We start from the raw sequence: 24,653 nt of genomic DNA, 5'->3' as shown, positions 1-24,653 counted from the left end.
CTACATTGGAATGCAATCCCTGTAGGAGCTGCCGCAGGCTGCGATCTTTTTGCCTGTTAAGCCGCTTCCGGCGCAGGCGCGCGGCGCACGTCCGGTTGCTTCCACGAATCGGCAGCGCCTTCTTCGATGGCTTGCTGGATGGCTTTCTTGCGCGCTTCTTCGGCACGGCGGCTGAAGAACCACACCAGGAACGTCACCAGCGATACCGCCAGCAAAATCAGACTGGCCACGGCGTTGATCTCCGGCTTCACGCCCAGACGCACCGCCGAGAACACCTCCATCGGCAGGGTGGTAGAACCCGGGCCGGAGACGAAGCTCGCCAGCACCAGGTCGTCCAGCGACAGGGCGAACGACATCATGCCGCCCGCTGCCAGCGATGGCGCGATCATCGGGATGGTGATCAGGAAGAACACCTTCCACGGCCGTGCACCGAGGTCCATGGCTGCCTCTTCGATCGACAGGTCCAGCTCACGCAGACGCGCCGACACCACCACGGCCACATACGCGGCACAGAACGTCGTGTGGGCGATCCAGATGGTGACGATGCCACGTTCCTGCGGCCAGCCGATCATCTGCGCCATCGCCACGAACAGCAGCAACAGCGACAGACCGGTGATCACCTCAGGCATGACCAGCGGCGCGGTGACCAGACCACCGAATAGCGTGCGGCCCTTGAAGTGGGTGATGCGGGTCAGCACGAAGGCTGCCAGCGTACCCAGCGCCACCGCCGCGACAGCGGTGTAGCAGGCGATTTCCAGCGAGCGCAGCACCGAGCCCATCAGTTGCGTGTTGTCGAGCAGGCCGACGTACCACTTGATCGACCAGCCGCCCCACACCGTCACCAGTTTCGAGGCGTTGAACGAGTAGATCACCAGGATCAGCATCGGCGCGTAGATGAACAACAGACCCAGTACCAGCATCAGGCTGGAGAAACGGAAGTTCTTCATTCTTTGCCCTCCATTTCCTTGGCCTGACTGCGGTTGAACAGAATGATCGGCACAATCAGGATCGCCAGCATCACCACCGCCAGGGCGGACGCTACCGGCCAGTCGCGGTTGTTGAAGAACTCTTGCCAGAGCACTTTACCGATCATCAGGGTTTCCGGACCGCCGAGCAGTTCCGGGATCACGAACTCGCCCACCACCGGGATGAACACCAGCATGCAGCCGGCAATGATCCCGTTCTTGGACAGCGGAATGGTGATTTTCCAGAAGCTGTTGAAGGTGCTCGACCCGAGGTCGGAAGCGGCTTCCAGCAGGCTGTGGTCGTGCTTCACCAGGTTGGCGTACAACGGCAGGATCATGAACGGCAGGTACGAATAGACCACGCCGATATAGACCGCCAGGTTGGTGTTGAGGATCTGCAGCGGCTCATCGATAAAGCCCATGCTCATCAGGAAACCATTGAGCAGGCCGTTGTTGCTGAGGATGCCCATCCACGCATACACGCGGATCAGGATTGCAGTCCAGGTCGGCATCATGATCAGCAGCACCAGCACCGTCTGCAGCTCTTTGCGGGCGCTGGCGATGGCGTAGGCCATCGGGTAGCCGATCAGCAGGCACAACAGCGTGCTGAAAAAGGCCATCTTCAGCGAGCCGAGGTACGCGGCGATGTACAACTCGTCGTCGCCCAGCATCGCGTAGTTGCCGAGGTTCAGCAGCAGTTGCAGCTTCTGCTCGGCAAAGGTGTAGATCTCGGTGTACGGCGGGATGGCCACGTCGGCTTCGGCAAAGCTGATCTTCAGGACGATGAAGAACGGCAGCATGAAGAACAGGAACAGCCAGATGAAGGGAACACCGATGACCATCTGGCGGCCACCGGGAATTATTCGATTGAGGCGGCGTTTGAATTTGCGCATGTTCATGAGCGAAGTACCACGCCGCTGTCGTCTTCCCACCACACGTAAACCTGGTCGCCCCAGGTCGGACGCTGGCCGCGACGCTCGGCGTTGGCGACGAACGACTGCACCAGCTTGCCGCTCGGCAGTTCAACGTAGAACACCGAGTGACCGCCGAGGTAGGCGATGTCATGCACCTTGCCGCTCGACCAGTTGTACTCGCAGGTCGGCATTTCGGCGGTGACCAACAGCTTCTCCGGGCGAATCGCGTAGGTGACCGACTTGTCCTGCACCGAGGTGCTGATGCCGTGGCCGACGTAGATCTGCCGGTCGAGGTCTTTGCAGGTGATGGTCGCGTGACCTTCGGCATCGTCGATCACTTCGCCTTCGAAGATGTTCACGTTACCGATGAATTCGCAGACCAGACGACTGGTCGGGGTTTCGTAGATGTCGATCGGGCTGCCGATCTGGGCGATCCAGCCCAGGTGCATGATCGCGATGCGCTCGGCCATGGTCATGGCCTCTTCCTGGTCGTGGGTCACCATCACGCAGGTCACGCCGACGCGCTCGATGATCTCTACCAGCTCAAGTTGCATCTGCGAACGCAGTTTCTTGTCCAGTGCGCCCATCGGTTCGTCGAGCAGCAGCAGTTTCGGCCGCTTGGCCAGCGAACGCGCCAGTGCCACACGCTGACGCTGACCGCCCGACAGTTGATGCGGCTTGCGCTTGGCGTACTGGCTCATCTGTACCAGTTTGAGCATCTCGGCCACGCGGGCGTCGATCTCGGCGTTGGGGATCTTGTCCTGTTTGAGGCCGAAGGCGATGTTCTGCGCCACGGTCATGTGCGGGAACAAGGCGTACGACTGGAACATCATGTTGATCGGTCGCTCGTACGGCGGCATGTCGGTGATGTCGACGCCGTCGAGGAAAATGCGCCCCTCCGTGGGCCGTTCGAACCCTGCCAGCATCCGCAGCAGCGTGGATTTGCCCGATCCCGAACCGCCGAGCAGGGCGAAGATCTCGCCTTTCTTGATTTCCAGGGACACATCGTCCACGGCAATCGTCTCGTCGAACTTCTTCGTGACCCGGTCGATTTTGACCAACACCTGTTTAGGTGTCTGGTCGCCCTCGAGGGCTTTCTTATAGGCGCCGGAGGCAACTGCCATTTACGAAACTCCCAGAAAAAAAGAGTGCAGTTCGCCCAACGCGGACGAACCCAGGATAGTTTGTGCCTTACTTGCCCGACTTGACCTTGGTCCAGCTACGGGTCATCAAACGCTGAATATTGGCTGGCAACTCGACCGACACGTATGTCTTGTCGAGGACTGCCTGCGGCGGATAAACCGCTTCATCGGTGCGGATGGACTGTTCCATCAGCTTGTCCGAACCCGGGTTGGGGTTGGCGTAACCGACGTAATCACTGACCTGGGCGATCACCTCAGGTTTCAGCAAATAGTTGATAAAGGCGTGGGCTTCCTTGACGTTGGACGAGTCTTTCGGAATCGCCAGCATGTCGAACCACAGCGCGCCGCCCTCTTTCGGAATCGAGTAGGCGATGTTCACGCCTTTCTTGGCTTCTTCGGCACGGTGCTTGGCCTGGAAGATGTCACCGGAGAAACCGATGGCCACGCAGATGTCGCCGTTGGCCAGATCGCCGATGTATTTCGAGGAGTGGAAGTAGGTCACGTAAGGGCGCACGGCAAGCAGTTTGTCGGTGGCCTTGGCGTAGTCCTTGGGATTGGTGCTGTTGGCGTTCAGGCCCATGTAGTTGAGCACGGTCGGCATCATTTCATCCGCCGAGTCGAGGAACGCTACGCCGCAGCTGTGCAGCTTCTTGATGTTTTCAGGCTCGAACAACACGCTCCAGGAATCGATCTTGTCGATACCGAGCACGGCTTTGACCTTGTCGACGTTGTAGCCGATGCCGTTGGTGCCCCACAGGTACGGCACGGCGTAGAGGTTGCCCGGGTCGTTCTGCTCCAGGCGCTTGAGCAGCACCGGATCGAGATTCGAATAGTTCGGCAACTGCGCCTTGTCGAGCTTCTGGAACGCGCCCGCCTTGATCTGCTTGCCGAGGAAGTGGTTCGACGGCACGACCACGTCGTAACCGGTACGCCCGGCCAGCAGCTTGCCTTCCAGGGTTTCGTTGGAATCGAACACGTCGTAAACCGGTTTGATCCCGGTTTCTTTCTGGAAGTCGGCCAGGGTGGTCTCGCCGATGTAATCCGACCAGTTATAAATATGCACCGTACCGGCGGCCTGGGCTCCGACAGCGATCGTCAGGCCGGCAGTGGCCAGCAGGGCTTTGCGCAAAGAAGAAAAAATAGGCAAGTGGAGGTCCTCTAAATTAGTTGGGCCCAAGTTGCCCCGCGTTACATGACAGCCATGGCTGCCCGGCAACAAAACCGGCGCGCAACTTACCCTCGAAAAACCGTTCCTGCAAAACTTCCTGACATTTAATTGATCCGCTGGCCGCCTTCGCGGGGACGACGGCCAGCGGTTGCTGCTTCAAACCGGCTTATTTACCGGATTTGATCTTGGTCCAGCTGCGGGTCATTTCACGCTGGGTAGCCGCTGGCAGATCGGCGATGGCATACAGCTTGGCCTGCACGTCGGCTGGCGGGTAGATGCCTGGATCGCTGGTGATGTCTTTCTCTACCAGAGGTGTTGCAGCGGCGTTACCGTTCGGGAAGCGTACGGCGTTGGTGATGCCGGCCATGACTTCAGGCTTCTGCAGGAAGGTCATGAACTTGTAGGCGCCTTCAACGTTTTCGGCATCTTTAGGGATGGCGACCATGTCGAAGAAGCTGCCAGCGCCTTCTTTCGGAATGGCGTAGCTGACTTTGACCTTGTCACCAGCCTCGGCGGCACGGGACTTGGCCTGCTGCACGTCACCCGAGTAGCCGACCGCTACGCAGATGTTGCCGTTGGCCAGGTCCGAGATGTACTTGGAGGAGTGGAAGTAGGTGATCGAAGGACGAATCTTGAGGAACAGCTCCTCGGCTTTCTTGATGTCTTCTTTCTTCTGGCTGTCGGTAGGCAGGCCCAGGTAATGCAGCGCGACCGGGAGCATTTCGGTCGGCGAATCGAGGAAGCTCACGCCGCAGCCCTTGAGCTTGGCGATGTTTTCCGGCTTGAGCAGCACGTCCCACGAGTCGATGGTGTCGACGCCCAGCGCAGCCTTGACCTTCTCCGGGTTGTAACCGATGCCGATCGAGCCCCACATGTACGGGAAGGCGTGCTTGTTGCCCGGGTCGCTGACCGACACGGCCTTGAGCAGGTCCTGGTTCAGGTTCTTCCAGTTAGGCAGCTTGGACTGGTCCAGCTCCTGGTAAACGCCAGCCTTGATCTGCTTGGCCAGGAAGTTGTTCGACGGCACAACGACGTCGTAACCGGACTTGCCCGCCAGCAGTTTGGCTTCCAGGGTTTCGTTGCTGTCGAATACGTCGTAGACGACTTTGATCCCGGACTCTTTCTCGAAGTTGGCGATGGTGTCCGGCGCGATGTAGTCGGACCAGTTGTAAACGTGCAGCACTTTGTCATCCGCGTGAACCGCACCCGCCATCATGCCCGCTACGGACAGCGCGAGAAGAGTCTTGCCAGCAAGCTTTTTACCTAATGCCTTCATGCGTCATGCTCCAAATTTTTCTTTTTTGAACCACTTTGTTCAGCGGCCGAACCCCGACAACTGGAACCGCGGCTAGTCTGGCAAGATCGGAGGCGGTCTTTCAAGAAAAGGCCCACCTTTCTGACACCTTCGAGCGAGAGCGCCGCAGCTTCCCCGCTCGAAGCCTAGCACTTAGGCCTGCAACGCACTGAGAGTCAGATCCAGACACTTGCGTGCCTTTGTAACCAGCTCATCAATCTCCGCCTTGCTGATCACCAGCGGCGGCGCAATGATCATGGTGTCGCCCACGGCGCGCATGATCAGGCCGTTATCGAAGCAGAACTGCCGGCAGATCATGCCCACACCCCGGCCTTCGTAACGCTTGCGAGTGGCCTTGTCCTGCACCAGCTCGATCGCCCCCAGCAGACCGACTCCGCGTACTTCACCCACCAACGGGTGATCGTTGAGTTCGCGCAGACGTTTCTGCAAATACGGTGCCGTTTCGTTGCGTACGTTCTCGATAATTTTCTCGTCGCGCAGAATCCGGATGTTTTCCAGACCCACCGCCGCCGCCACCGGGTGCCCCGAGTAGGTGAAGCCGTGGTTGAAGTCGCCGCCTTCATTGAGCACTTTCACCACTTCGTCGCGCACGATCAGGCCACCCATCGGGATGTAGCCGGACGTCAGGCCTTTGGCGATGGTCATCATGTCTGGCTTCAGATCGTAGAAATCCGAACCGAACCATTGACCGGTACGGCCGAAACCACAGATCACTTCGTCCGCCACGAACAGGATGTCGTACTTGGCGAGGATTTCCTTGATGCGCGGCCAGTAGGTGTCTGGCGGAATGATCACGCCGCCGGCGCCCTGGATCGGCTCGGCAATGAAGGCGCCGACGTTATCCACGCCGACTTCGAGAATCTTCTCTTCCAGCTGATTGGCCGCCCAGATGCCGAACTCTTCCGGCGACATGTCGCCGCCCTCGGCGAACCAGTACGGCTGCGCGATGTGAACGATGCCCGGAATCGGCAAATCGCCCTGTTCGTGCATATAAGTCATGCCGCCCAGGCTCGCGCCGGCCACGGTGGAACCGTGATAACCGTTCTTGCGGCTGATGATGACTTTCTTGTTCGGCTGGCCCTTGATCGCCCAGTAGTGACGAACCATGCGCAGCATGGTGTCGTTGCCTTCGGAGCCGGAGCCGGTGAAGAACACGTGGTTCATGCCTTGCGGCGCTACGTCGGCGATGGCCTTGGCCAGTTCCAGTGCCGGCGGGTGCGCGGTCTGGAAGAACAGGTTGTAGTAAGGCAGTTCGCGCATTTGCTTCGCGGCTGCGTCAGCCAGTTCATCGCGGCCATAACCGATCGCCACGCACCACAGACCCGCCATGCCATCGAGGATCTTGTTGCCTTCGCTGTCCCACAGGTACACGCCCTTGGCGTTGGTGATGATCCGTGGGCCCTTCTCTTTCAGCTGCTTGAAGTCGCTGAACGGGGCCAGGTGGTGATCGCTGCTCAGGGCTTGCCACTCACGGGTTTGCGGGTTGTTGCTGGTCATGCCAATTCTCCTTGTTATCGGTGAAGGCACGGCTGCTGCCAGCCGCGCCCGGCGTATCAGACGGCGAAGAGCAGGTACTCACGCTCCCAGGAACTGATCACGCGCTTGAAGTTTTCATGCTCGGCCCGTTTTACCGCGACGTAGCCGGTGATGAAGGTCTTGCCCAGGTATTTCTCGATGGTCGCGCTGTTTTCCATGCGCTCCAGTGCGTCCTCGATGGTCAGCGGCAGGCGCAGATTGCGACGTTCATAGCCACGGCCAACGACCGGCGCGCTCGGGTTGAGGCCCTCGACCATGCCGATGTAGCCGCAGAGCAGGCTCGCGGCAATCGCCAGGTACGGGTTGGCGTCGGCGCCCGGCAGGCGGTTTTCCACGCGACGGTTCTGCGGGCCGGCATCCGGTACACGCAGGCCCACGGTGCGGTTCTCTTCGCCCCACTCCACGTTCACCGGCGCCGAGGTGTCCGGCAGGAAGCGGCGGAACGAGTTGACGTTCGGCGCGAACAGCGGCAGCAGTTCGGGGATCAGTTTCTGCAGGCCACCAATGTGGTGCAGGAACAGCTGGCTCATGGTCCCGTCTTCATTGGAGAACACGTTCTTGCCGGTCTCGATGTCGATGATGCTCTGGTGCAGGTGCATGGCGCTGCCCGGCTCACCGGTCATCGGCTTGGCCATGAAAGTCGCAGCCACGTCGTGCTTGAGCGCCGCCTCACGCATGGTGCGCTTGAACACCAGGATCTGGTCGGCCAGCGACAGTGCGTCGCCGTGACGGAAGTTGATCTCCATCTGCGCCGTGCCGTCTTCGTGGATCAGCGTGTCGAGGTCCAGTTCCTGCAGTTCGCACCAGTCGTAGACGTCTTCGAACAACGGGTCGAATTCGTTCGCCGCTTCGATGGAGAACGACTGACGACCGATTTCCGGACGGCCCGAGCGACCAATCGGCGGCTGCAACGGATAGTCAGGGTCGTCACTGCGCTTGGTCAGGTAGAACTCCATTTCCGGCGCCACGATCGGCTGCCAGCCCTTGTCGGCATAGAGTTTCAGGACTTTCTTGAGCACGTTGCGTGGCGACAGCTCGATCGGGTTGCCTTGCTTGTCGTAGGTGTCGTGAATCACCTGGGCGGTCGGCTCGATGGCCCACGGCACCAGATACACGGCGTTCTGGTCGGGGCGGCAGATCATGTCGATGTCGGCCGGGTCGAGCAGTTCGTAATAGATGTCGTCTTCGACGTAATCGCCAGTCACGGTCTGCAGCAGCACACTCTCTGGCAGGCGCATGCCCTTTTCGGCGATGAACTTGTTGGTCGGCGAGATCTTGCCCCGGGTGATACCGGTCAAGTCGCCGATCATGCATTCGACTTCTGTGATCTTGTGGTCTTTCAACCAATCGGTGAGCTGGTCGAGGTTGTTACTCATAAATGCCTCTGGGCTGAGTCTCCTGACATCGTGTCAGGCAAAGTTTGACGCCGTGGCGTCGCGTTAAAGGGGGCTTGCTTGCGCGCAGTGCCGGCTTACGCCCGGCACCGCGCATCGACAATGAAAGAGGAGCTTACCTGCCCTTTACGCTGGCGTTGCATTTCCTGTGCACATTCAAGGCGTGCAGAATCATGAGCACGGCTTGGGAAGCGGCACAGGCTTTGAGACTCAAAGAGATCTATATTGGAAGGAGACGCCATAAACAGGATGCTTGGCCGTACGTCCAGAATAACGGACGCTGCCGTTCTGGCTGCTGCCGACGAGAACCTTGTCGACAGACCGCGAGCCTTGTTGGCTGCGCTACGGACGGATTTGTCGCCACTGATGTGTTGAGCATGCAGACCGGACTGTTGCGAGCAGTCGGTGATGCCGATTAACGGCAGGCGAGACATGAAGCACCCCGGTATTATTGCTGTTATGGGTTTGATCCGAGCTTAGCCTTGTTCATTTTTTTACACAACACCCCCGTAAAAAATACAACACGGCCTGCTCAAGCCCGCGGGTGCCAAGCGTCCCAAGGACAAAAAATCGCCCCAAAGTGCCCCATAAATGCCCTCGTAGCGCTTTTTTAGGGCAAAAAAGGCCTCGCTTGACTTCGGCATGCCGTTCGGGTTGACTGAAACCAGAAAAGATCAATGATTGATATTTTTAACAACAAAGGTGTTGCATCATGTCGGTACCCCCGCGTGCCGTTCAGCTTAACGAAGCGAACGCGTTCCTTAAGGAACATCCTGAGGTTCTGTACGTTGACCTTCTGATTGCGGATATGAATGGTGTGGTGCGCGGCAAGCGCATCGAACGCACCAGCCTCCACAAGGTTTACGAGAAAGGCATCAACCTGCCGGCCTCTCTATTTGCTCTGGATATCAATGGCTCTACGGTGGAAAGCACCGGCCTGGGTCTGGACATCGGCGACGCCGACCGGATCTGCTATCCAATCCCCGATACCCTGTGCAACGAGCCATGGCAGAAGCGCCCGACCGCGCAACTGTTGATGACCATGCACGAACTCGAAGGTGACCCGTTTTTCGCCGATCCACGCGAAGTGCTCCGTCAAGTTGTTGCAAAGTTTGACGAGCTGGGCTTGACCATCTGCGCAGCCTTCGAGCTGGAGTTCTACCTGATCGACCAGGAGAACGTGAACGGCCGTCCACAGCCGCCACGCTCGCCGATCTCCGGCAAACGCCCGCACTCGACTCAGGTCTACCTGATCGACGACCTCGACGAATACGTCGACTGCCTCCAGGACATTCTGGAAGGCGCCAAAGAGCAAGGCATCCCGGCCGACGCCATCGTCAAGGAAAGTGCCCCGGCGCAGTTCGAAGTGAACCTGCACCACGTCGCCGACCCGATCAAGGCGTGCGACTACGCGGTCCTGCTCAAGCGTCTGATCAAGAACATCGCCTACGACCATGAAATGGACACCACCTTCATGGCCAAGCCTTATCCAGGCCAGGCAGGCAACGGTTTGCACGTACACATTTCGATCCTGGACAAGGCCGGCAAGAATATCTTTGCCAGCGAGGATCCCGAGCAGAACGCCGCATTGCGTCACGCGATCGGCGGTGTGCTCGAGACCCTGCCCGCCCAAATGGCGTTCCTGTGCCCTAACGTCAACTCGTACCGTCGTTTCGGCGCACAGTTCTACGTGCCGAACTCGCCATGCTGGGGCCTGGACAACCGCACCGTGGCGATCCGCGTACCGACCGGCTCTGCCGATGCCGTGCGTATCGAACACCGCGTGGCCGGCGCCGACGCCAACCCGTACCTGCTGATGGCTTCGGTTCTGGCGGGCGTGCATCACGGCCTGACCAACAAGATCGAGCCGGGCGCTCCGGTCGAAGGCAACAGCTACGAGCAGAACGAACAAAGCCTGCCGAACAACTTGCGCGATGCCCTGCGCGAGCTGGACGACAGCGAGGTGATGGCCAAGTACATCGATCCGAAATACATCGATATCTTCGTCGCCTGTAAAGAGAGCGAGCTGGAGGAGTTCGAACACTCCATCTCCGACCTCGAGTACAACTGGTACCTGCATACCGTTTAAGCGGTTGCAGCGCCAAAAGGAACGCCGTTGGCTCTCGCAGCCAGCGGCGTTTTTTTATGGCCGAACATAATCCCCTTGTGGCGAGGGAGCTTGCTCCCGCTGGGTTGCGCAGCAGCCCCAAGCCCCTGCGACTCGGTATGTCAGGAAAAACAGGTCGTCTGGTTTTACGACTGCTGCGCAGCCGAGCGGGAGCAAGCTCCCTCGCCACAAGGACTGTGTTGCACTCGGGGCAGGCGCTCCGCGTACAATGCCCGCTGCCCCGCAGGAGACTTCCATGACGCGTCCCGCCCCCGTCCGCAAACCCCGTGCCCGCAGCCAGGCGCGAATCGATTCGATACTCGATGCCGCACGCACGCTGCTGGCCGCCGAGGGTGTGGCCAGCCTGTCGATTTACAGTGTGGCCGAACGCGCGCAGATTCCGCCCTCCTCCGTGTACCACTTCTTCGCCAGCGTGCCGGCGCTGCTCGAAGCGCTGACCGCCGATGTGCACGCGGCCTTTCGCGCCTGCCTGCAAGCACCGATCGACCACGATGCCCTGCGCGACTGGCGCGACCTGTCACGACTGGTCGAGGAGCGGATGCTGGAGATCTACGACGAAGACGCCGCCGCCCGCCAGTTGATTCTCGCTCAGCACGGCCTGACCGAAGTGACCCAGGCCGACCGTCAGCACGACATCGAACTGGGCGACCTGATGCACAAGCTGTTCGACCACCACTTCGAATTGCCGCGACTGCCGAGCGATGTCGACGTGTTTGCCCTGGCGATGGAACTGGGCGACCGCGTGTATGCGCGCTCGGTGCAGCAGCATGGGCAGATTACGCCGCGCATGGCCGAGGAAGGAATGCGGGTGTTTGATGCCTATATCGGCCTGTATCTGCCGCCTTATCTGCCTAAACGCTAAAAGATCGCAGCCTCCGGCAGCTCCTACAGGAGCACGCACTCCCTTGTAGGAGCTACACCGAAGGCTGCGATCTTTTGATCTTCAAAAAGAAAAACCCCGAAGGGCTCACGCCTTTCGGGGTTGTTTTTTACTCACTGACTTACAACTTGGCGATCGACACCTCGGTGGATTTCACGAAGGCGATCACCTCGCTGCCCACCGCCAGTTCCAGCTCCTTGACCGAACGGGTGGTGATCACTGAAGTGACAATGCCGGAGGCGGTCTGCACGTCGATTTCCGACAGCACGTCGCCGAGAACGATCTCCTTGATCGAGCCTTTGAACTGGTTGCGCACGTTGATGGCTTTGATAGTCATGATATTTCTCCTGGGGTCGAAATAAGCTGCAAGTTGCGAGTTTCAAGCGGCAAGCAAAAGCACAGCGCTTTTACTTGAGGCTTGTAGCTTGCCGCTTGAAGCTGCTTCATTGCGCCCAACGCAATTGCGTAGGCAGGGGTGAAACGGGTTCCGGCTCCGGCGGTTCGCCGGGCAGGGAGAGAACACGGTTGAGCACTTCGGTTTCCAGCGTCGCCAGTCGATGCGAACCACGCACCCGAGGTCGCGGCAACTCCACTTGCAGATCGAGACCGACTTCGCCGTCCTCGATCAGAATCACTCGGTCGGCAATCGCTACCGCCTCGCTGACGTCGTGGGTCACCAGCAGCACCGTGAAGCCGTGCTGCTGCCACAGGCGTTCGATCAGTTGCTGCATCTCGATCCGGGTCAGGGCGTCCAGCGCACCGAGCGGCTCGTCGAGCAGCAGCAGGCGCGGTTGGTGGATCAGCGCCCGGGCCAGAGCTACACGCTGCTTCTGGCCGCCGGACAAGGCGGCCGGCCACTCGTTGGCGCGATCGGCCAGACCGACCGCTTCCAGCGCTGCCAGTGCCTGTGGGCGCCAGTTGCCCTTGAGGCCAAGACCGACGTTGTCGATGATCTTTTTCCACGGCAGCAGCCGTGCTTCCTGAAACATCAGCCGGGTGTCTTCGCGCGCATCGCTCAGCGGTGCGGCGCCGGCCAGCAGCTCGCCGCCAGTCGGTTGATCGAGGCCGGCGAGCAAGCGCAGCAAGGTGCTCTTGCCGCAACCGCTGCGCCCGACCACGGCGACGAATTGCCCCGCCGGAATGTGCAGGTCGATGTCGCGCAGCACCTGCCGCGCACCGAAGGTTTTCTGCAGGTTGCGCACCACCAGCGGAATCCCGCGCAGCAGGCGTGGAGGCTGTTGAGCGGTCATGCCGCACCTCCCTTGGCAACCTGATAGGCCGGATGCCAGCGCAGCCACACGCGCTCAAGTCCACGGGCAGCGAGGTCGGCCAGTTTGCCGAGCACCGCGTAAAGCAGGATCGCCAGCACCACCACGTCGGTCTGCAAAAACTCGCGGGCATTCATCGCCAGATAGCCGATGCCGGAGCTGGCGGAAATGGTTTCCGCCACGATCAGCGTCAGCCACATGAAGCCCAGCGCGAAGCGCACACCGACCAGAATCGACGGCAGCGCCCCCGGCAGAATTACCTGCCAGAACAGGCTGAAACCGCTCAAACCATAACTGCGCGCCATCTCCACCAGCGCCGGATCGACGTTGCGGATGCCGTGGTAGGTGTTGAGGTAAATCGGGAACAACGTGCCCAACGCCACCAGGAAAATCTTCGCCGACTCGTCGATGCCGAACCACAGGATCACCAGCGGAATCAGCGCCAGGTGCGGCACGTTGCGGATCATCTGTACCGAACTATCGAGCAGGCGTTCGCCCCACTGCGACAGGCCGGTGATAAAGCCCAGTACCAGACCGATGCTGCCGCCGATGGTGAAGCCCAGCGCCGCACGCCAGCCGCTGATTGCCAGGTGGGTCCAGATCTCGCCGCTGCGTACCAGACTGACGCCGGCCTCGATCACCGCCACCGGCGCCGGCAGGATCCGCGTCGACAACCAACCGGCCGACACCGACAACTGCCACACCGCCAGCAAGAGCACCGGCAACGCCCAGGGTGCGAGGCTGTGGATGAGTTTCTTCATGGCGCGCCTCAGCTCTGCGACGCGGCTTTGGGAAGAATGTCGTTGGCGACCATCTCGCCAAACGGGCTGACGTACCCGGCGCTTTTCGGCAGTTCCGGGCGCTCGACGTCGAGGTGCGGGAACAGCAGTTCGGCGACACGGTACGACTCTTCGAGATGTGGATAACCAGAGAAGATAAAGGTGTCGATACCCAGATCCGCGTACTCCTTCACCCGCGCCGCCACGGTCGGGCCGTCGCCGACCAGCGCAGTACCGGCCCCACCGCGCACCAGTCCGACGCCGGCCCACAGATTCGGGCTGACTTCGAGGTTGTCGCGACTGCCACCGTGCAGCGCGGCCATGCGTTGCTGACCAACCGAATCGAAACGCGCCAGCGAGGCCTGCGCACGTTTGATGGTGTCGTCGTCCAGATGGGAGATCAGGCGGTCTGCCGCTTGCCAGGCTTCAGCGTTGGTTTCCCGCACGATCACATGCAGACGAATGCCGAAGCGCACGGTGCGTCCGAGCTTGGCGGCTTTGGCGCGCACTTGTTCGATCTTCTCGGCCACCGCTGCTGGTGGCTCGCCCCAGGTCAGGACCATCTCGACCTGTTCGGCGGCCAGGTCCTGCGCCGCTTCCGACGAACCACCAAAGTACAGCGGCGGGCGCGGTTGCTGGATCGGCGGATAGAGCAATTTCGCGCCTTTCACGCTGATGTGTTCGCCGTCGTAATCGACGGTTTCACCTTCCAGCACCCGACGCCAGATGCGGGTGAACTCCACCGAGGCCTGATAGCGCGCCTCGTGATCGAGGAACAGCCCGTCGCCGGCCAACTCTTCCGGGTCACCACCGGTCACCAGGTTGAACAGCGCACGACCGCCAGACAAGCGATCCAGCGTGGCTGCCTGCCGCGCCGCGACCGTCGGGGAAATGATCCCGGGGCGCAGGGCGACCAGGAACTTCAGGCGCTGAGTCACCGGGATCAGCGACGCGGCCACCAGCCACGAGTCTTCGCAGGAGCGGCCGGTGGGAATCAGCACGCCGCCAAAACCCAGGCGATCCGCCGCTTGCGCAACCTGTTGCAAATAACCGTGATCAACGGCGCGGGCGCCTTCGGCGGTGCCAAGGTAATGGCCGTCGCCGTGAGTAGGCAGGAACCAGAAGATGTTGAGGCTCATGGAGTGGTCTCCTTGGGGATTCGAATTACCGGGCTTGGGAGCTTTGGGCCACAGCGGCCGGTGGTGTCCAGATCACATTCTGGATGCTCAACGGCTTGGGAATCAGCTTGAGCTGGTAGAAGGTGTCGGCGATTTTCTGCTGCGCGGCGACCACTTCCGGGGTCAGGAACAGCGCACCGTAGCCCTGGCGTTTCACCGAGGTCAGGGTGATGTCCGCCGGCAGACCGAGCAGCGGCGCGACTTGTTGAGTCACGTCTTCAGGGTTGGCTTTGGACCACTCGCCGACAGCGCGCACTTCTTCAACGAGGGTCTTGATCACCTCGGGATTTTTCTGGGCGTAAGGCTTGGTCGCGAGATAGAACTGGTGGTTGTCGACAATGCCTTTGCCGTCACGCAGGGTGTGCGCTTGCAACTGCTTCTCGGCAGCGGCCTGGTACGGATCCCAGATGACCCAGGCGTCGACGCTGCCACGTTCGAACGCAGCGCGGGCATCGGCCGGCGGCAGAAATACGGTCTGAATGTCGGAGTATCTGAGGCCGGCGTCTTCCAGCGCGCGCACCAACAGGTAGTGCACGTTGGAACCTTTGTTCAGCACGACTTTCTTGCCCTTGAGATCGGCCACCGATTTGATCGGCGAGTCCTTCGGCACGAGGATCGCTTCGCTGTTCGGCGCCGGTGGCTCGTAGGCCACGTAGAGCAAATCAGCACCAGCCGCCTGGGCGAACACCGGTGGGGTTTCGCCGGTCACGCCGAAGTCGATCGAGCCGACGTTCAGGCCTTCGAGCAGTTGCGGGCCACCGGGGAACTCAGTCCATTGCACGTCCACGCCTTGAGCGGCCAGACGCTTTTCCAGCGTGCCTTTGGCTTTGAGCAGCACCAGCGTGCCGTACTTCTGATAACCGATCCGAAGCACGCCTTCATGGGTAGAAAGCGCCTGAGCTTGAGTGATAGCGCCGAAGGACACAGCCGCAGCAAACAGAGCGACCAGACCACGACGCAAAAATACAGTGCGCATCGCGCTCTCCTTTTTGCTGTTGGGTGTTGGCTGCACCTGCTTGGCCGTTGACGGCTGAGTAAGGTGAGTACTTCAAATTCCGATGTGCCTGGAGCGCAGGCTTAAATGCTCCAGCGAGCACTCAACAAACGTTCATTCAACAAGCCTGGCTCCAGCGGTTTCGGCCGGCGGGCCATGGCACTGACAAACTGATCCAGCGCTTCATGCAGACGCTGCTCCAGCGCCGGCGCCAGTTGCGCCTGGGCACTGCCTTCGCCGTAAGCGATCTGGCTGTCCTCGGCGAAAATCCCTTGCAGCATTTCCTGGGCCTTCAACGCCGACAGCACTGGCTTGAGTGCGTAATCGACCACCAGCATGTGGGCGATGCTGCCGCCGGTGGCCATCGGCAGAACAATCTTGTGATTCAGGGCGCGCTCCGGCAGCAGATCCAGCACGGTCTTCAGGGCGCCGGAAAACGACGCTTTGTAGACCGGCGTGGCGATGAGCAGGCCGTCGGCGTTTTCAATCTGCGCCAGCAGGTCGAGCACCTTCGGGCTGTCGAAGCGGGCGTGGAGCAGGTCTTCGGCCGGGAAGTCCCGCACCTGATAACTCACCACTTCCACCCCTTGCTCCTGCAACCAGCGTTGCGAGCGCTCCAGCAACACCCCGGAGCGGGAGCGTTGGCTGGGACTGCCACCGAGTGAGACGACCAGCATTCAGACGATTCCTTGCGCGTTACAGGCGATTCGCGGGTTGCGATCTCGCGTCGATGGAGTGACCTTACCAGCTGATTTATATATCCATAAATCATATTTATTCATTTGGTTATGCGTTTAAGAGATATACGTTTCGGCGAACTGCGGACGAAAAAAAGGCCGTCGAAACGGCCTGAAATCCCCTGCTTTGTGGTTCCATGGTGACTGGACTAACGCCATCGCGAGCAGGCTCACTCCTACAGGGGGAATGCATTCCAAATGTAGGAGTGAGCCTGCTCGCGATGGCGGTGGCGGCCACACCGCAAATCTCACTGACTCACTTGTTCGGCTGCGGCGTCAGGCGCAGGTACGGCTTCACCGCGCGATAGCCTTTCGGGAAGCGCCGCTTGATCTCGTCTTCATCCTTGAGCGACGGCACGATCACCACATCTTCACCGTCCTGCCAGTTGGCCGGGGTGGCCACCTTGTAGTTATCGGTGAGTTGCAGCGAATCGATCACCCGCAGGATCTCGTGGAAGTTGCGCCCGGTGCTCGCCGGGTAGGTGATGGTCAGACGAATCTTTTTGTTCGGATCGATCACGAACAGCGAACGCACGGTCAGCGTGTCGCTGGCGTTCGGGTGGATCAGATCATAGAGATCGGAGACCTTGCGATCGGCATCGGCCAGGATCGGGAGATTGACGATCGTGTTCTGGGTTTCGTTGATGTCTTCGATCCACTTGTGGTGCGAGTCCACCGGGTCGACCGACAGCGCGATGGCTTTGACACCGCGCTTGCTGAACTCATCCTTGAGCTTGGCGGTGAAGCCCAGCTCGGTGGTGCACACCGGGGTGAAGTCGGCCGGGTGGGAGAACAGCACGCCCCAGCTATCGCCCAGCCACTCGTGAAAACGAATCTTGCCGGCGCTGGAGTCCTGTTCGAAATCGGGGGCGATGTCGCCGAGTCTGAGGCTCATGGTGCTGCTCCTGATGAGTTGTTCGAGACCTCAACTGTAGCTCGGGATTCGCAATCATGAAAAAGAATAAATAACTAGATATCTAGAATCTAAAGGAATATTAAACATCGTTCACTGGACGCTCGCCGACAACGCGACGAACATCGCCCTCAAGGTTCGAGAAGGCCTTGAGTAGCTGCAAAAGAGGGGAATTTCGGGAAGGGCTTACGGGGGTGAGTCTGACTCGAAATGCAAAAGCCCCGTCCGGCACGGTGCCGGACGGGGCTTTTTTTACATCAGCCGCTTGAGCGCGCTATTACAGCAGCGGGATCGAGTAGCTGACGATCAGGCGGTTTTCGTCCTGGGAACGGGTGTTCGCCAGGTCGGTACGCCACATCGCGTTTTTCCAGGCAACGCCGAGGTTTTTCAGCGGGCCTTCCGGAATCACATAACCGATGGTCAGGTCACGTTCCCACTCGGTTTTTTCGCCCAGTGGAGTGTCGATGTTGTTACCACGCAGGTAGATCAGGTTGGCGGTCAGGCCAGGAACGCCGATCTTGGCGAAATCGTAGCCGTAGCGAGCCTGCCAGGTACGCTCGCCAGCACGGGCGAACTTCTGGATCTGCATGTCGGTGATGGTGCTGTTGGACGAGCCGTCACCCTGGTTCAGCCAAGGGAAGTCGCTGTCGCCTTTGGTGTACTGGTAGCCGGCACCGAAGGTGTGACCTTCAACCGAGTACAGCGCCAGGTAGCTGTACAGATCGTTGTCGACCTTGCCCTTGACGGTTTTGCCACCGTAGTAACCGCTGGTGTAGTAGGCAGCGGTATCGCCGTTGGCACCGTTGTCACGGCTGCGGTAGTAACGCAGGTCGCTTTTCAGTACGCCCGGGCCGATGCCCCAGTTGTGTACCAGACCCAGGAAGTTCTGCGAGTAGAAGTCTTTCAGCTCGCCGTAGTAGTACGAAGCGGTCAGGTCTTTAGTGACCTTGTAGTCTGCACCACCGTAGTAGAACTTGTTGCTGAACACGCCCTTGTCGTAGTTCGAACCGGCGTTCGCACCGGCAATCGACATGTTCTCGTTGTTGCTGGAGTTACGACCCTTGACGGCCTCAACCTGACCGGCAGTCAGCGTCAGATCCTTGAACTCGTTCGAGGTGATCGCTTCGCCCTGGAAGGTTTGTGGCAGCAGGCGACCGTCGTTGTACTTGATGACCGGGTTGTTCGGCATCAGGGTACCGACCTTCAGTTCGGTCTGGGAGATCTTGACCTTGCCGGTCACGCCCAGGCTGGCGAAGTCATGCACGGCACGGTTGCCATCGCTTGGGAACACGGTGCCGCCGGAAGCGGTACCGGAGGAGTTGCCGCTGGTGGCCGGGCTGGAGTCCAGACGCACGCCGTACAGGCCGATCGCGTCAACACCGAACTGCACGGTGCCTTGGGTGTAGCCGGAGATGAAACGCAGATCGAAGCCTTGGCCCCACTCTTCGTTCTTGTTCGCGCCAGCGCCATCACGGTTGTCGGTGTTGATGTAGAAGTTGCGCAGACCCAGAGTGGCCTTGCTGTCTTCGATGAAACCGGCGGCGCCTGCCTGCTGCGCCAAAACCCCTACGGCCACAGCCAGGGCCAAGGTGGACTTGTTCATGTAAAGCTCCTCTCGTTTCTAATTCTTGTGTTCCTGGTCCTGGTCGAATGCCCGGATCCGTAGGTTCGCGATTAGCGCCAGAGCGTGACTGACAAGTCAATCGTAACCTTGTGTGTCTACGACCAAGGTCTAATCGCAGTATTTGGGTCCCTGCACAGTACTGACTTTCCTGATAACCCCAAAAAGAATTATTTCATTCTTTTTTATACCATTCAGGCATATGGCTAATTAATGGCCACCTGCAGCGCAACACAGGGTATCGGCTACTAAGCTAATTACTAAATGGTATTTGTTTGCCTTTTTTTAGATCGATTAGCGTTGACGCATCTAAAACACGTCAAACCCTATCCAAAAGGCGACGCCATCATGGTCAAACGTGCACTATCTAGTCAAATTGTTACAGTTTGTGTGTCAGCAATAATTTCTTTCTCCGCCCACGCCGCCAACCTCACCATCGGCTACCAAACCGGTATCGACCCGAGCAAAGTCCCCCAGGCCGATGGCACCTACGAGAGCACCATCGGCCAGCCCATCGACTGGCGCCGCTTCAACAGTGGTCCGGAAGTTGTGACAGCCATCGCATCAGGCGATGTGCAGATCGGCAACCTTGGCTCCAGCCCTTTGGCAGCAGCCGCCTCGCGCAATCTGCCGATCGTCGCATTCATCGTTTCAGCGCAGATCAATGCCGCCGAGGCGCTGGTCGTGCGCAACGGTAGCGGGATCAACACTCCGCAGGACCTGGTCGGCAAGACCATCGCCACGCCCTTCGTTTCCACCTCCCACTACAGCCTGCTCGGCGCACTCAAGCACTGGGGCCTGGACACCAGCAAAGTCAAAGTGGTGAACCTGCAGCCAGCGGAAATCGCTGCCGCGTGGAAGCGCGGAGACATCGACGGTGCGTTTGTCTGGTCGCCGGCGCTGGGAGAAATCCGCAAGACCGGCAAAACCCTGACCGATGCCGCACAAGTCGGCCAATGGGGCGCGCCGACCTTCGAAGTCTGGGTCGCCCGCAAGGACTACGCCGAGAAGCACCCTGAAGTGGTGGCCAAGTTTGCCAAGGTCACTCTAGACGCGTTTGCCGATTACGCCAGCCATAAAGACAGCTGGACGGCCGACTCGGTGCCGGTACAGAAAATCGCCAAATTGACCGGTGCCAATGCGGCCGACGTTCCGGAGCTGCTCGCAGGTTCAGCCTTCCCGGATGCCAAGGCACAGCAAACCACCGCGCTGCTGGACGGCGGCACGGCCAAGGCGATTGGTGAGACGGCGAAGTTTTTGAAGGAACAGGGCAAGGTTGAAACGGTGCTGCCGGACTATTCGCCTTACGTCAGCGCGAAGTACATCACTGAGTAATCACAAAACCCTGTAAGAGCTGCCGCGGGCTGCGATCTTTTGATTCACTGAAAACAAGATCAAAGGATCGCAGCCTGCGGCAGCTCCTACAGGGAGCTCATGCAGCCCCAGAGTTACAGGGTTTTTTCGAAGATCTTCGAGTTGCGCTGATAGTTGTACAGCGACGCCCGTGCCGCCGGCAGGCGCTCGACGCTGCTGGGCTCGAAACCGCGTTCGCGGAACCAGTGCGCGGTACGGGTGGTGAGGACGAACAGGGTTTTCAGGCCTTGTTCCCGGGCGCGGGTCTCGATGCGCTCCAGCAGCTCATCACCGCGACCGCCGTGACGGTACTCGGGGTTCACCGCCAGGCACGCCAGCTCACCAGCATCCGAATCGGCGATCTGATACAGCGCCGCGCAGGCGATGATCATGCCTTCACGCTCGACCACGCTGAACTGTTCGATCTCGCGCTCCAGCACTTCACGCGAGCGACGCACCAGAATCCCCTGCTCTTCCAGCGGACTGATCAGGTCGAGCAAACCGCCGACGTCTTCAATCGCCGCCTCGCGCACCAGTTCGAATTGCTCCTGGGCCACCAGCGTACCGCCACCGTCACGGGTGAACAGCTCGGTCAGCAGCGCGCCGTCTTCGGCGTAACTGACGATATGACTGCGCGCGACACCGCCACGGCAGGCTTCGGCAGCGGCATCCAGCAGTTCGGCCTGATAGTTGTTGCCCAGACGCGCCAGATGCGCCGGCACCTGCTGCGGACGCAGTTCGCGCACCAGTTTGCCGCTTTCGTCGATCAGACCCAGGTCAGCGCCGAACAGCAGCAGTTTGTCTGCGCCCAGGTCGATGGCGGCGCGAGTGGCGACGTCTTCGCAAGCCAGGTTGAAGATTTCACCGGTCGGCGAGTAGCCCAGCGGCGACAGCAGCACGATGGAGCGCTCGTCGAGCAGACGATTGATGCCCTTGCGGTCGACCCGGCGCACTTCACCAGTGTGGTGATAATCAACGCCTTCGAGCACGCCGATCGGCCGCGCGGTAACAAGGTTGCCGCTGGCCACCCGCAGACGCGAGCCCTGCATCGGCGACGAAGCCATGTCCATCGACAGCCGCGCTTCGATGGCGATGCGTAACTGACCGACCGCGTCGATCACGCACTCCAGCGTTGCCGCATCGGTGATGCGCATGCCGTGGTGGTAGTGCGGGGTCAGGCCGCGGGCGGCGAGACGGGTTTCAATTTGCGGGCGCGAACCGTGGACCAGCACCAGACGTACGCCGAGGCTGTGCAGCAGCACGAGGTCGTGAACGATGTTGCCGAAGTTCGGATGCTCCACGCCGTCGCCGGGCAGCATGACGACGAAGGTGCAATCGCGGTGGGCATTGATGTAAGGGGACGCGTGGCGAAGCCAATTGACGTATTCGGGCATGAACCTGGGCCTGTAATAAATAGCAGCCAGAAAAAAGGGCGAAACGAAAAACGCACAGCGGGCTGATGGTTATCGTCGGAACAGGCTTGGCGACACGCGCGCTCTCCTCATGAATACGGGGTGGATTACCACTAATTTAACGGCTCACCCCTGTAGGAGCTGCCGCAGGCTGCGATCTTTTGATCTTCAAAACAAAATCAAAAGATCGTCCGATCGCGGCCCGAGCCTTCGGCAGCTCCTACAAGGGATGCGTTCAACTCTTCAGGCAGTAATGTTCAATCAACTGCCGTAATAGATGCACGGTAGGCTGCAAACGTGACATTTCAAGGTACTCGCCGGGCTGGTGCGCACAGGCGATGTCGCCGGGGCCGAGCACGATGGTTTCGCAGCCAAGGCGCTGAAGATAAGGCGCTTCGGTGCCGAACGCTACTGCTTCGGCACTGTGACCGGTGAGCTTCTCGGCGATGCGCACCAGTTCGGCGTCTTCGGCCTGCTCGAACGGCGGCACTTCCGGGAACAGCGGCTTGTAGTCGATCTTAACCTGATGCCGCTCGGCCACCGGATTGAGCTTGCGCAGAATCTCCGCACGCAGGACTTTCGGGTCCATGCCCGGCAGCGGGCGCAGGTCGAACTCCAGCGAACACTGGCCGCAAATGCGGTTGGGGTTGTCACCACCATGGATGCAGCCGAAGTTCATGGTCGGTTGCGGCACGCTGAACTGCGGGTTACTGAATTCGCGCTGCCACAACAGGCGCAAGCCGCGTAGCTCGCCGATGGCGTCGTGCATCGCTTCGAGGGCGCTGTGGCCCAGACGCGGATCCGACGAGTGGCCGCTCTGCCCGAGGATGTCGATGCGCTCCATCATGATGCCTTTGTGCATGCGGATCGGTTTGAGCCCGGTCGGCTCGCCGATCACCGCCGCGCGCCCGATGGGACGCCCGGCCTCGGCCAGCGCCCGGGCGCCGGACATCGAGCTTTCTTCATCGCAGGTGGCGAGAATCAGCAGCGGTTGCTTGAACGGTTGATCGAGCAGCGGTTGCACGGCTTCGATGATCAGGGCGAAAAAGCCCTTCATGTCACAGCTGCCAAGCCCGACCCAGCGGCCGTCGACTTCGGTGAGTTTCAGCGGATCGGTCTGCCATAACGCCTCGTCGTAAGGCACCGTGTCGCTGTGCCCGGCCAGGACCAGGCCACCGGGGCCGCTGCCGAAACTGGCGAGCAGGTTGAATTTACCGGGGCTGACCTGTTGGATATCGCAACTGAAGCCCAGATCACCCAGCCATCCGGCGAGCAAATCGATCACCGCCCGGTTGGACTGATCCAGGCTCGGTTGGGTGCAACTGACCGATGGTGCGGCGATCAGTGCAGCGAACTGGTCTTGCATGGACGGCAAAGGCATCGCTGACTCCAACTCCCGGTTTGAAGTCCATCATAGAGCCATCCGGCGCCAGGAATAAACCGCCGCAGGGCGTAGGACGTATCAGTCCTGTACACTGCACGGCCTTGGCAGCCACACATTCCCCCGGCTGCGCTCCCGATCCTGGATTTTCCGGCCATGCAGAAAGAAACCGAAATCAAACTCCGCGTCAGCCGCGAAACCCTCGCCGCCCTGCGCGAGCACCCGCTACTGAAAAAACGCAACAAAAATGGCTGGGAACGCCGTGAGTTGATGAACCAGTACTTCGACACCCCCGAGCGCGATCTGGCCCAGGCCAAAGTTGCCCTGCGCCTGCGCAAGGACGGTGACGAAGTGATTCAGACCCTCAAGACCCGCGGCCAGAGCGTTGCCGGTCTGTCCGAGCGTAACGAGTACGACTGGAAGTTGCCCAAAGCCAAGCTCGACGTGAAGAAACTCGACGGCGAATGCTGGCCCGAGTCGCTGGCCGAGCTGGACAAGAAAACCCTGAAGCCGATCTTCACCACCGATTTCGTCCGCGAGCGCGCAGAAATCGCCTGGGGCCGCGGCAAGGCCAAAGTGGTCATCGAAGCCGCACTGGACCTCGGTCACGTGGTGGTCGGCAAGCAGAAAGAAGAGATCTGCGAGCTGGAACTGGAACTGCGCGAAGGCGAGCCGGCCGCGCTGCTGGAACTGGCTGCCGAACTGGCCGAGACCCTGGCCCTGATGCCGTGCGACATCAGCAAGGCTGAACGCGGCTACCGTCTGTACGACGCCAACAGCTACTCGCTGAGCCTGCCGGCGCCACAACTGACCCCGGAAACTCAACTGGACGATGCTTTCGCCGCCCTTGGCTGGCACTTGCTCGGCAGCAGTCAGCGTCTGGCTGAACAGTACCGTTTCAACGGTCACTGGCGCCTGCTGCAGGACTGGGTCGAAAACCTCGCGGAAATGCGCGCCCTGCTCAGCAGCCTCGGCCAGGCCGCACCGCGTCCGGCGACTCACGACTTGCGCGTGGCACTCGATGCATTGCTCGAAGACTGGCGCCCGCTGGTTCAGGTCGGCATCGAGGACGAAGACGTGCGCAAAGCTGCGCCGGAGCAATTCCTCGAAGAGCTGGAAGATCCACGCTGGGGCCTGTTCTCGCTGACCGCGTCGCGCTGGCTGCTGGCCCGCACCTGGACCGCCGAGCGCAACACCCGCGGCAATCGCCAGGGCGCCGCGCAGCTGCACAGCTGGTTGCCGCGGCTGTTGGGCGAAGAAGCCACGTCCCTGCAATTGCAGCGCTATCAGCAGCAACCGGAAGATCTGGCCGAGCAACTGCCACGCATCGAACGCATCCAGGTCTGGCTGCACCACGCGCGCAACGTGCTGGAGATCCCGGAAATGGACCGCCTGTACGGCGAGCTGAACAAACTGGCGCAACTGGCCAACGAACCGACGATCACTGACGAACTGCTCGATGCACGCAAGCAGCAGGCGATTGCGGTTTACCAGAACCGTGCCTGGAAAATGCTCCTGCGTATGTAATACCGCTAAAAGATCGCAGCCTTCGGCAGCTCCTGCAGGGTGTACGCC

Annotated in this window: 21 protein-coding genes; 4 read left to right on the top strand and 17 right to left on the bottom strand. The window is 60.3% G+C overall.

Going from position 1 to position 24,653, the window contains the following annotated elements; translation table 11 throughout:
• Nucleotides 1-56: 56 nt before the first annotated feature.
• The 7 genes from KKQ10_RS06810 to KKQ10_RS06780 all read right to left on the bottom strand — a co-directional run bounded on the left by KKQ10_RS06810 (nt 57) and on the right by KKQ10_RS06780 (nt 8,416).
• Nucleotides 57-947 carry an ABC transporter permease subunit gene (locus tag KKQ10_RS06810; RefSeq protein WP_095137596.1) on the bottom strand — a complete coding sequence of 297 codons (891 nt, stop codon included), beginning with the start codon at nt 945-947 and terminating at the stop codon, nt 57-59.
• Nucleotides 944-1,825, bottom strand: coding sequence for an ABC transporter permease subunit (locus KKQ10_RS06805; RefSeq protein ID WP_215500771.1), 882 nt, complete (start codon nt 1,823-1,825; stop codon nt 944-946). Before KKQ10_RS06805 ends, KKQ10_RS06810 begins: the two co-directional genes overlap by 4 nt.
• 35 nt (nt 1,826-1,860) lie before the next feature.
• Nucleotides 1,861-3,003, bottom strand: coding sequence for an ABC transporter ATP-binding protein (locus tag KKQ10_RS06800; protein ID WP_003229245.1), 1,143 nt, complete (start codon nt 3,001-3,003; stop codon nt 1,861-1,863).
• 67 nt (nt 3,004-3,070) lie between these two features.
• Entirely contained in the window at nt 3,071-4,168 is a 1,098-nt protein-coding gene (locus KKQ10_RS06795; protein WP_127647983.1) for a polyamine ABC transporter substrate-binding protein, read from the bottom strand.
• 187 nt (nt 4,169-4,355) lie between these two features.
• Complete coding sequence (locus tag KKQ10_RS06790; RefSeq protein ID WP_166221641.1) at nt 4,356-5,465, bottom strand: polyamine ABC transporter substrate-binding protein; 1,110 nt, start codon at nt 5,463-5,465, stop codon at nt 4,356-4,358.
• 171 nt (nt 5,466-5,636) lie between these two features.
• Nucleotides 5,637-7,001, bottom strand: coding sequence for an aspartate aminotransferase family protein (locus KKQ10_RS06785; protein ID WP_127647985.1), 1,365 nt, complete (start codon nt 6,999-7,001; stop codon nt 5,637-5,639).
• A gap of 56 nt (nt 7,002-7,057) precedes the next feature.
• A complete protein-coding gene (locus tag KKQ10_RS06780) occupies nt 7,058-8,416 on the bottom strand; it encodes a glutamine synthetase family protein (protein WP_007967993.1) in 1,359 nt (452 codons plus the stop codon).
• A gap of 730 nt (nt 8,417-9,146) precedes the next feature.
• On the opposite strand from KKQ10_RS06780, the gene KKQ10_RS06775 reads away from it, so the two are divergent.
• A complete protein-coding gene (locus KKQ10_RS06775) occupies nt 9,147-10,523 on the top strand; it encodes a glutamine synthetase family protein (RefSeq protein WP_123454445.1) in 1,377 nt (458 codons plus the stop codon).
• A 274-nt stretch (nt 10,524-10,797) separates the two neighbouring features.
• On the top strand, nt 10,798-11,424 hold the full coding sequence (locus KKQ10_RS06770) for a TetR/AcrR family transcriptional regulator (protein WP_102354876.1): 627 nt from the start codon (nt 10,798-10,800) through the stop codon (nt 11,422-11,424).
• 139 nt (nt 11,425-11,563) lie between these two features.
• Here KKQ10_RS06770 and KKQ10_RS06765 read toward each other — a convergent pair whose 3' ends face one another.
• From KKQ10_RS06765 to KKQ10_RS06730, 8 genes are all read right to left on the bottom strand, one after another.
• Complete coding sequence (locus KKQ10_RS06765; RefSeq protein ID WP_007967989.1) at nt 11,564-11,779, bottom strand: TOBE domain-containing protein; 216 nt, start codon at nt 11,777-11,779, stop codon at nt 11,564-11,566.
• A 106-nt stretch (nt 11,780-11,885) separates the two neighbouring features.
• Nucleotides 11,886-12,692: an aliphatic sulfonates ABC transporter ATP-binding protein gene (gene ssuB, locus KKQ10_RS06760; RefSeq protein ID WP_215500613.1), complete on the bottom strand. Its 807-nt coding sequence runs from the start codon at nt 12,690-12,692 to the stop codon at nt 11,886-11,888.
• Nucleotides 12,689-13,471 (bottom strand): aliphatic sulfonate ABC transporter permease SsuC, encoded by a 783-nt coding sequence (ssuC, locus tag KKQ10_RS06755; protein WP_215500612.1) that lies wholly within the window; start codon nt 13,469-13,471, stop codon nt 12,689-12,691. The genes ssuB and ssuC overlap by 4 nt, the downstream gene beginning before the upstream one ends.
• A gap of 8 nt (nt 13,472-13,479) precedes the next feature.
• On the bottom strand, nt 13,480-14,628 hold the full coding sequence (ssuD, locus tag KKQ10_RS06750; RefSeq protein WP_011336452.1) for an FMNH2-dependent alkanesulfonate monooxygenase: 1,149 nt from the start codon (nt 14,626-14,628) through the stop codon (nt 13,480-13,482).
• Nucleotides 14,629-14,653: 25 nt separating this feature from the next.
• Entirely contained in the window at nt 14,654-15,643 is a 990-nt protein-coding gene (locus KKQ10_RS06745) for a sulfonate ABC transporter substrate-binding protein (RefSeq protein WP_215500611.1), read from the bottom strand.
• Nucleotides 15,644-15,744: 101 nt separating this feature from the next.
• Complete coding sequence (gene ssuE / locus KKQ10_RS06740) at nt 15,745-16,338, bottom strand: NADPH-dependent FMN reductase (protein ID WP_027610508.1); 594 nt, start codon at nt 16,336-16,338, stop codon at nt 15,745-15,747.
• 316 nt (nt 16,339-16,654) lie between these two features.
• Nucleotides 16,655-17,293: a peroxiredoxin gene (locus KKQ10_RS06735; RefSeq protein WP_215500610.1), complete on the bottom strand. Its 639-nt coding sequence runs from the start codon at nt 17,291-17,293 to the stop codon at nt 16,655-16,657.
• 295 nt (nt 17,294-17,588) lie between these two features.
• Nucleotides 17,589-18,914, bottom strand: coding sequence for an OprD family porin (locus KKQ10_RS06730; RefSeq protein ID WP_215500609.1), 1,326 nt, complete (start codon nt 18,912-18,914; stop codon nt 17,589-17,591).
• A 363-nt stretch (nt 18,915-19,277) separates the two neighbouring features.
• Here KKQ10_RS06730 and tauA point away from each other — a divergent pair, with 363 nt between their 5' ends.
• Nucleotides 19,278-20,267, top strand: a complete 990-nt coding sequence (tauA, locus tag KKQ10_RS06725; RefSeq protein WP_215500770.1) for a taurine ABC transporter substrate-binding protein — start codon at nt 19,278-19,280, stop codon at nt 20,265-20,267.
• Between the two features lie 113 nt (nt 20,268-20,380).
• On the opposite strand, the gene argA is transcribed toward tauA, so the two are convergent.
• Complete coding sequence (gene argA, locus KKQ10_RS06720; RefSeq protein ID WP_215500608.1) at nt 20,381-21,679, bottom strand: amino-acid N-acetyltransferase; 1,299 nt, start codon at nt 21,677-21,679, stop codon at nt 20,381-20,383.
• A gap of 253 nt (nt 21,680-21,932) precedes the next feature.
• A complete protein-coding gene (gene argE, locus KKQ10_RS06715; protein WP_215500607.1) occupies nt 21,933-23,078 on the bottom strand; it encodes an acetylornithine deacetylase in 1,146 nt (381 codons plus the stop codon).
• A 156-nt stretch (nt 23,079-23,234) separates the two neighbouring features.
• On the opposite strand from argE, the gene KKQ10_RS06710 reads away from it, so the two are divergent.
• Nucleotides 23,235-24,605 (top strand): CYTH domain-containing protein, encoded by a 1,371-nt coding sequence (locus tag KKQ10_RS06710; RefSeq protein WP_127647998.1) that lies wholly within the window; start codon nt 23,235-23,237, stop codon nt 24,603-24,605.
• Nucleotides 24,606-24,653 lie beyond the last annotated feature (48 nt).

This window comes from Pseudomonas sp. MG-9 (assembly GCF_018729515.1).
Lineage (GTDB): Bacteria > Pseudomonadota > Gammaproteobacteria > Pseudomonadales > Pseudomonadaceae > Aquipseudomonas > Aquipseudomonas serboccidentalis.
Note: the sequence above shows the minus strand (reverse complement) of the source record. Positions and strands in the feature narration are given on the sequence as shown.

Bases quoted from the DNA above. Each gene is read 5' to 3' on its own strand.
- KKQ10_RS06810 (WP_095137596.1), bottom strand. From the start codon at position 947: ATGAAGAACTTCCGTTTCTCCAGCCTGATGCTGGTACTGGGTCTGTTG.
- KKQ10_RS06800 (WP_003229245.1), bottom strand. From the start codon at position 3,003: ATGGCAGTTGCCTCCGGCGCCTATAAGAAAGCCCTCGAGGGCGACCAG.
- KKQ10_RS06790 (WP_166221641.1), bottom strand. From the start codon at position 5,465: ATGAAGGCATTAGGTAAAAAGCTTGCTGGCAAGACTCTTCTCGCGCTG.
- KKQ10_RS06785 (WP_127647985.1), bottom strand. From the start codon at position 7,001: ATGACCAGCAACAACCCGCAAACCCGTGAGTGGCAAGCCCTGAGCAGC.
- KKQ10_RS06780 (WP_007967993.1), bottom strand. From the start codon at position 8,416: ATGAGTAACAACCTCGACCAGCTCACCGATTGGTTGAAAGACCACAAG.
- KKQ10_RS06775 (WP_123454445.1), top strand. From the start codon at position 9,147: ATGTCGGTACCCCCGCGTGCCGTTCAGCTTAACGAAGCGAACGCGTTC.
- KKQ10_RS06770 (WP_102354876.1), top strand. From the start codon at position 10,798: ATGACGCGTCCCGCCCCCGTCCGCAAACCCCGTGCCCGCAGCCAGGCG.
- KKQ10_RS06765 (WP_007967989.1), bottom strand. From the start codon at position 11,779: ATGACTATCAAAGCCATCAACGTGCGCAACCAGTTCAAAGGCTCGATC.
- ssuB (WP_215500613.1), bottom strand. From the start codon at position 12,692: ATGACCGCTCAACAGCCTCCACGCCTGCTGCGCGGGATTCCGCTGGTG.
- ssuC (WP_215500612.1), bottom strand. From the start codon at position 13,471: ATGAAGAAACTCATCCACAGCCTCGCACCCTGGGCGTTGCCGGTGCTC.
- ssuD (WP_011336452.1), bottom strand. From the start codon at position 14,628: ATGAGCCTCAACATCTTCTGGTTCCTGCCTACTCACGGCGACGGCCAT.
- KKQ10_RS06745 (WP_215500611.1), bottom strand. From the start codon at position 15,643: ATGCGCACTGTATTTTTGCGTCGTGGTCTGGTCGCTCTGTTTGCTGCG.
- ssuE (WP_027610508.1), bottom strand. From the start codon at position 16,338: ATGCTGGTCGTCTCACTCGGTGGCAGTCCCAGCCAACGCTCCCGCTCC.
- KKQ10_RS06735 (WP_215500610.1), bottom strand. From the start codon at position 17,293: ATGAGCCTCAGACTCGGCGACATCGCCCCCGATTTCGAACAGGACTCC.
- KKQ10_RS06730 (WP_215500609.1), bottom strand. From the start codon at position 18,914: ATGAACAAGTCCACCTTGGCCCTGGCTGTGGCCGTAGGGGTTTTGGCG.
- argA (WP_215500608.1), bottom strand. From the start codon at position 21,679: ATGCCCGAATACGTCAATTGGCTTCGCCACGCGTCCCCTTACATCAAT.
- argE (WP_215500607.1), bottom strand. From the start codon at position 23,078: ATGCCTTTGCCGTCCATGCAAGACCAGTTCGCTGCACTGATCGCCGCA.
- KKQ10_RS06710 (WP_127647998.1), top strand. From the start codon at position 23,235: ATGCAGAAAGAAACCGAAATCAAACTCCGCGTCAGCCGCGAAACCCTC.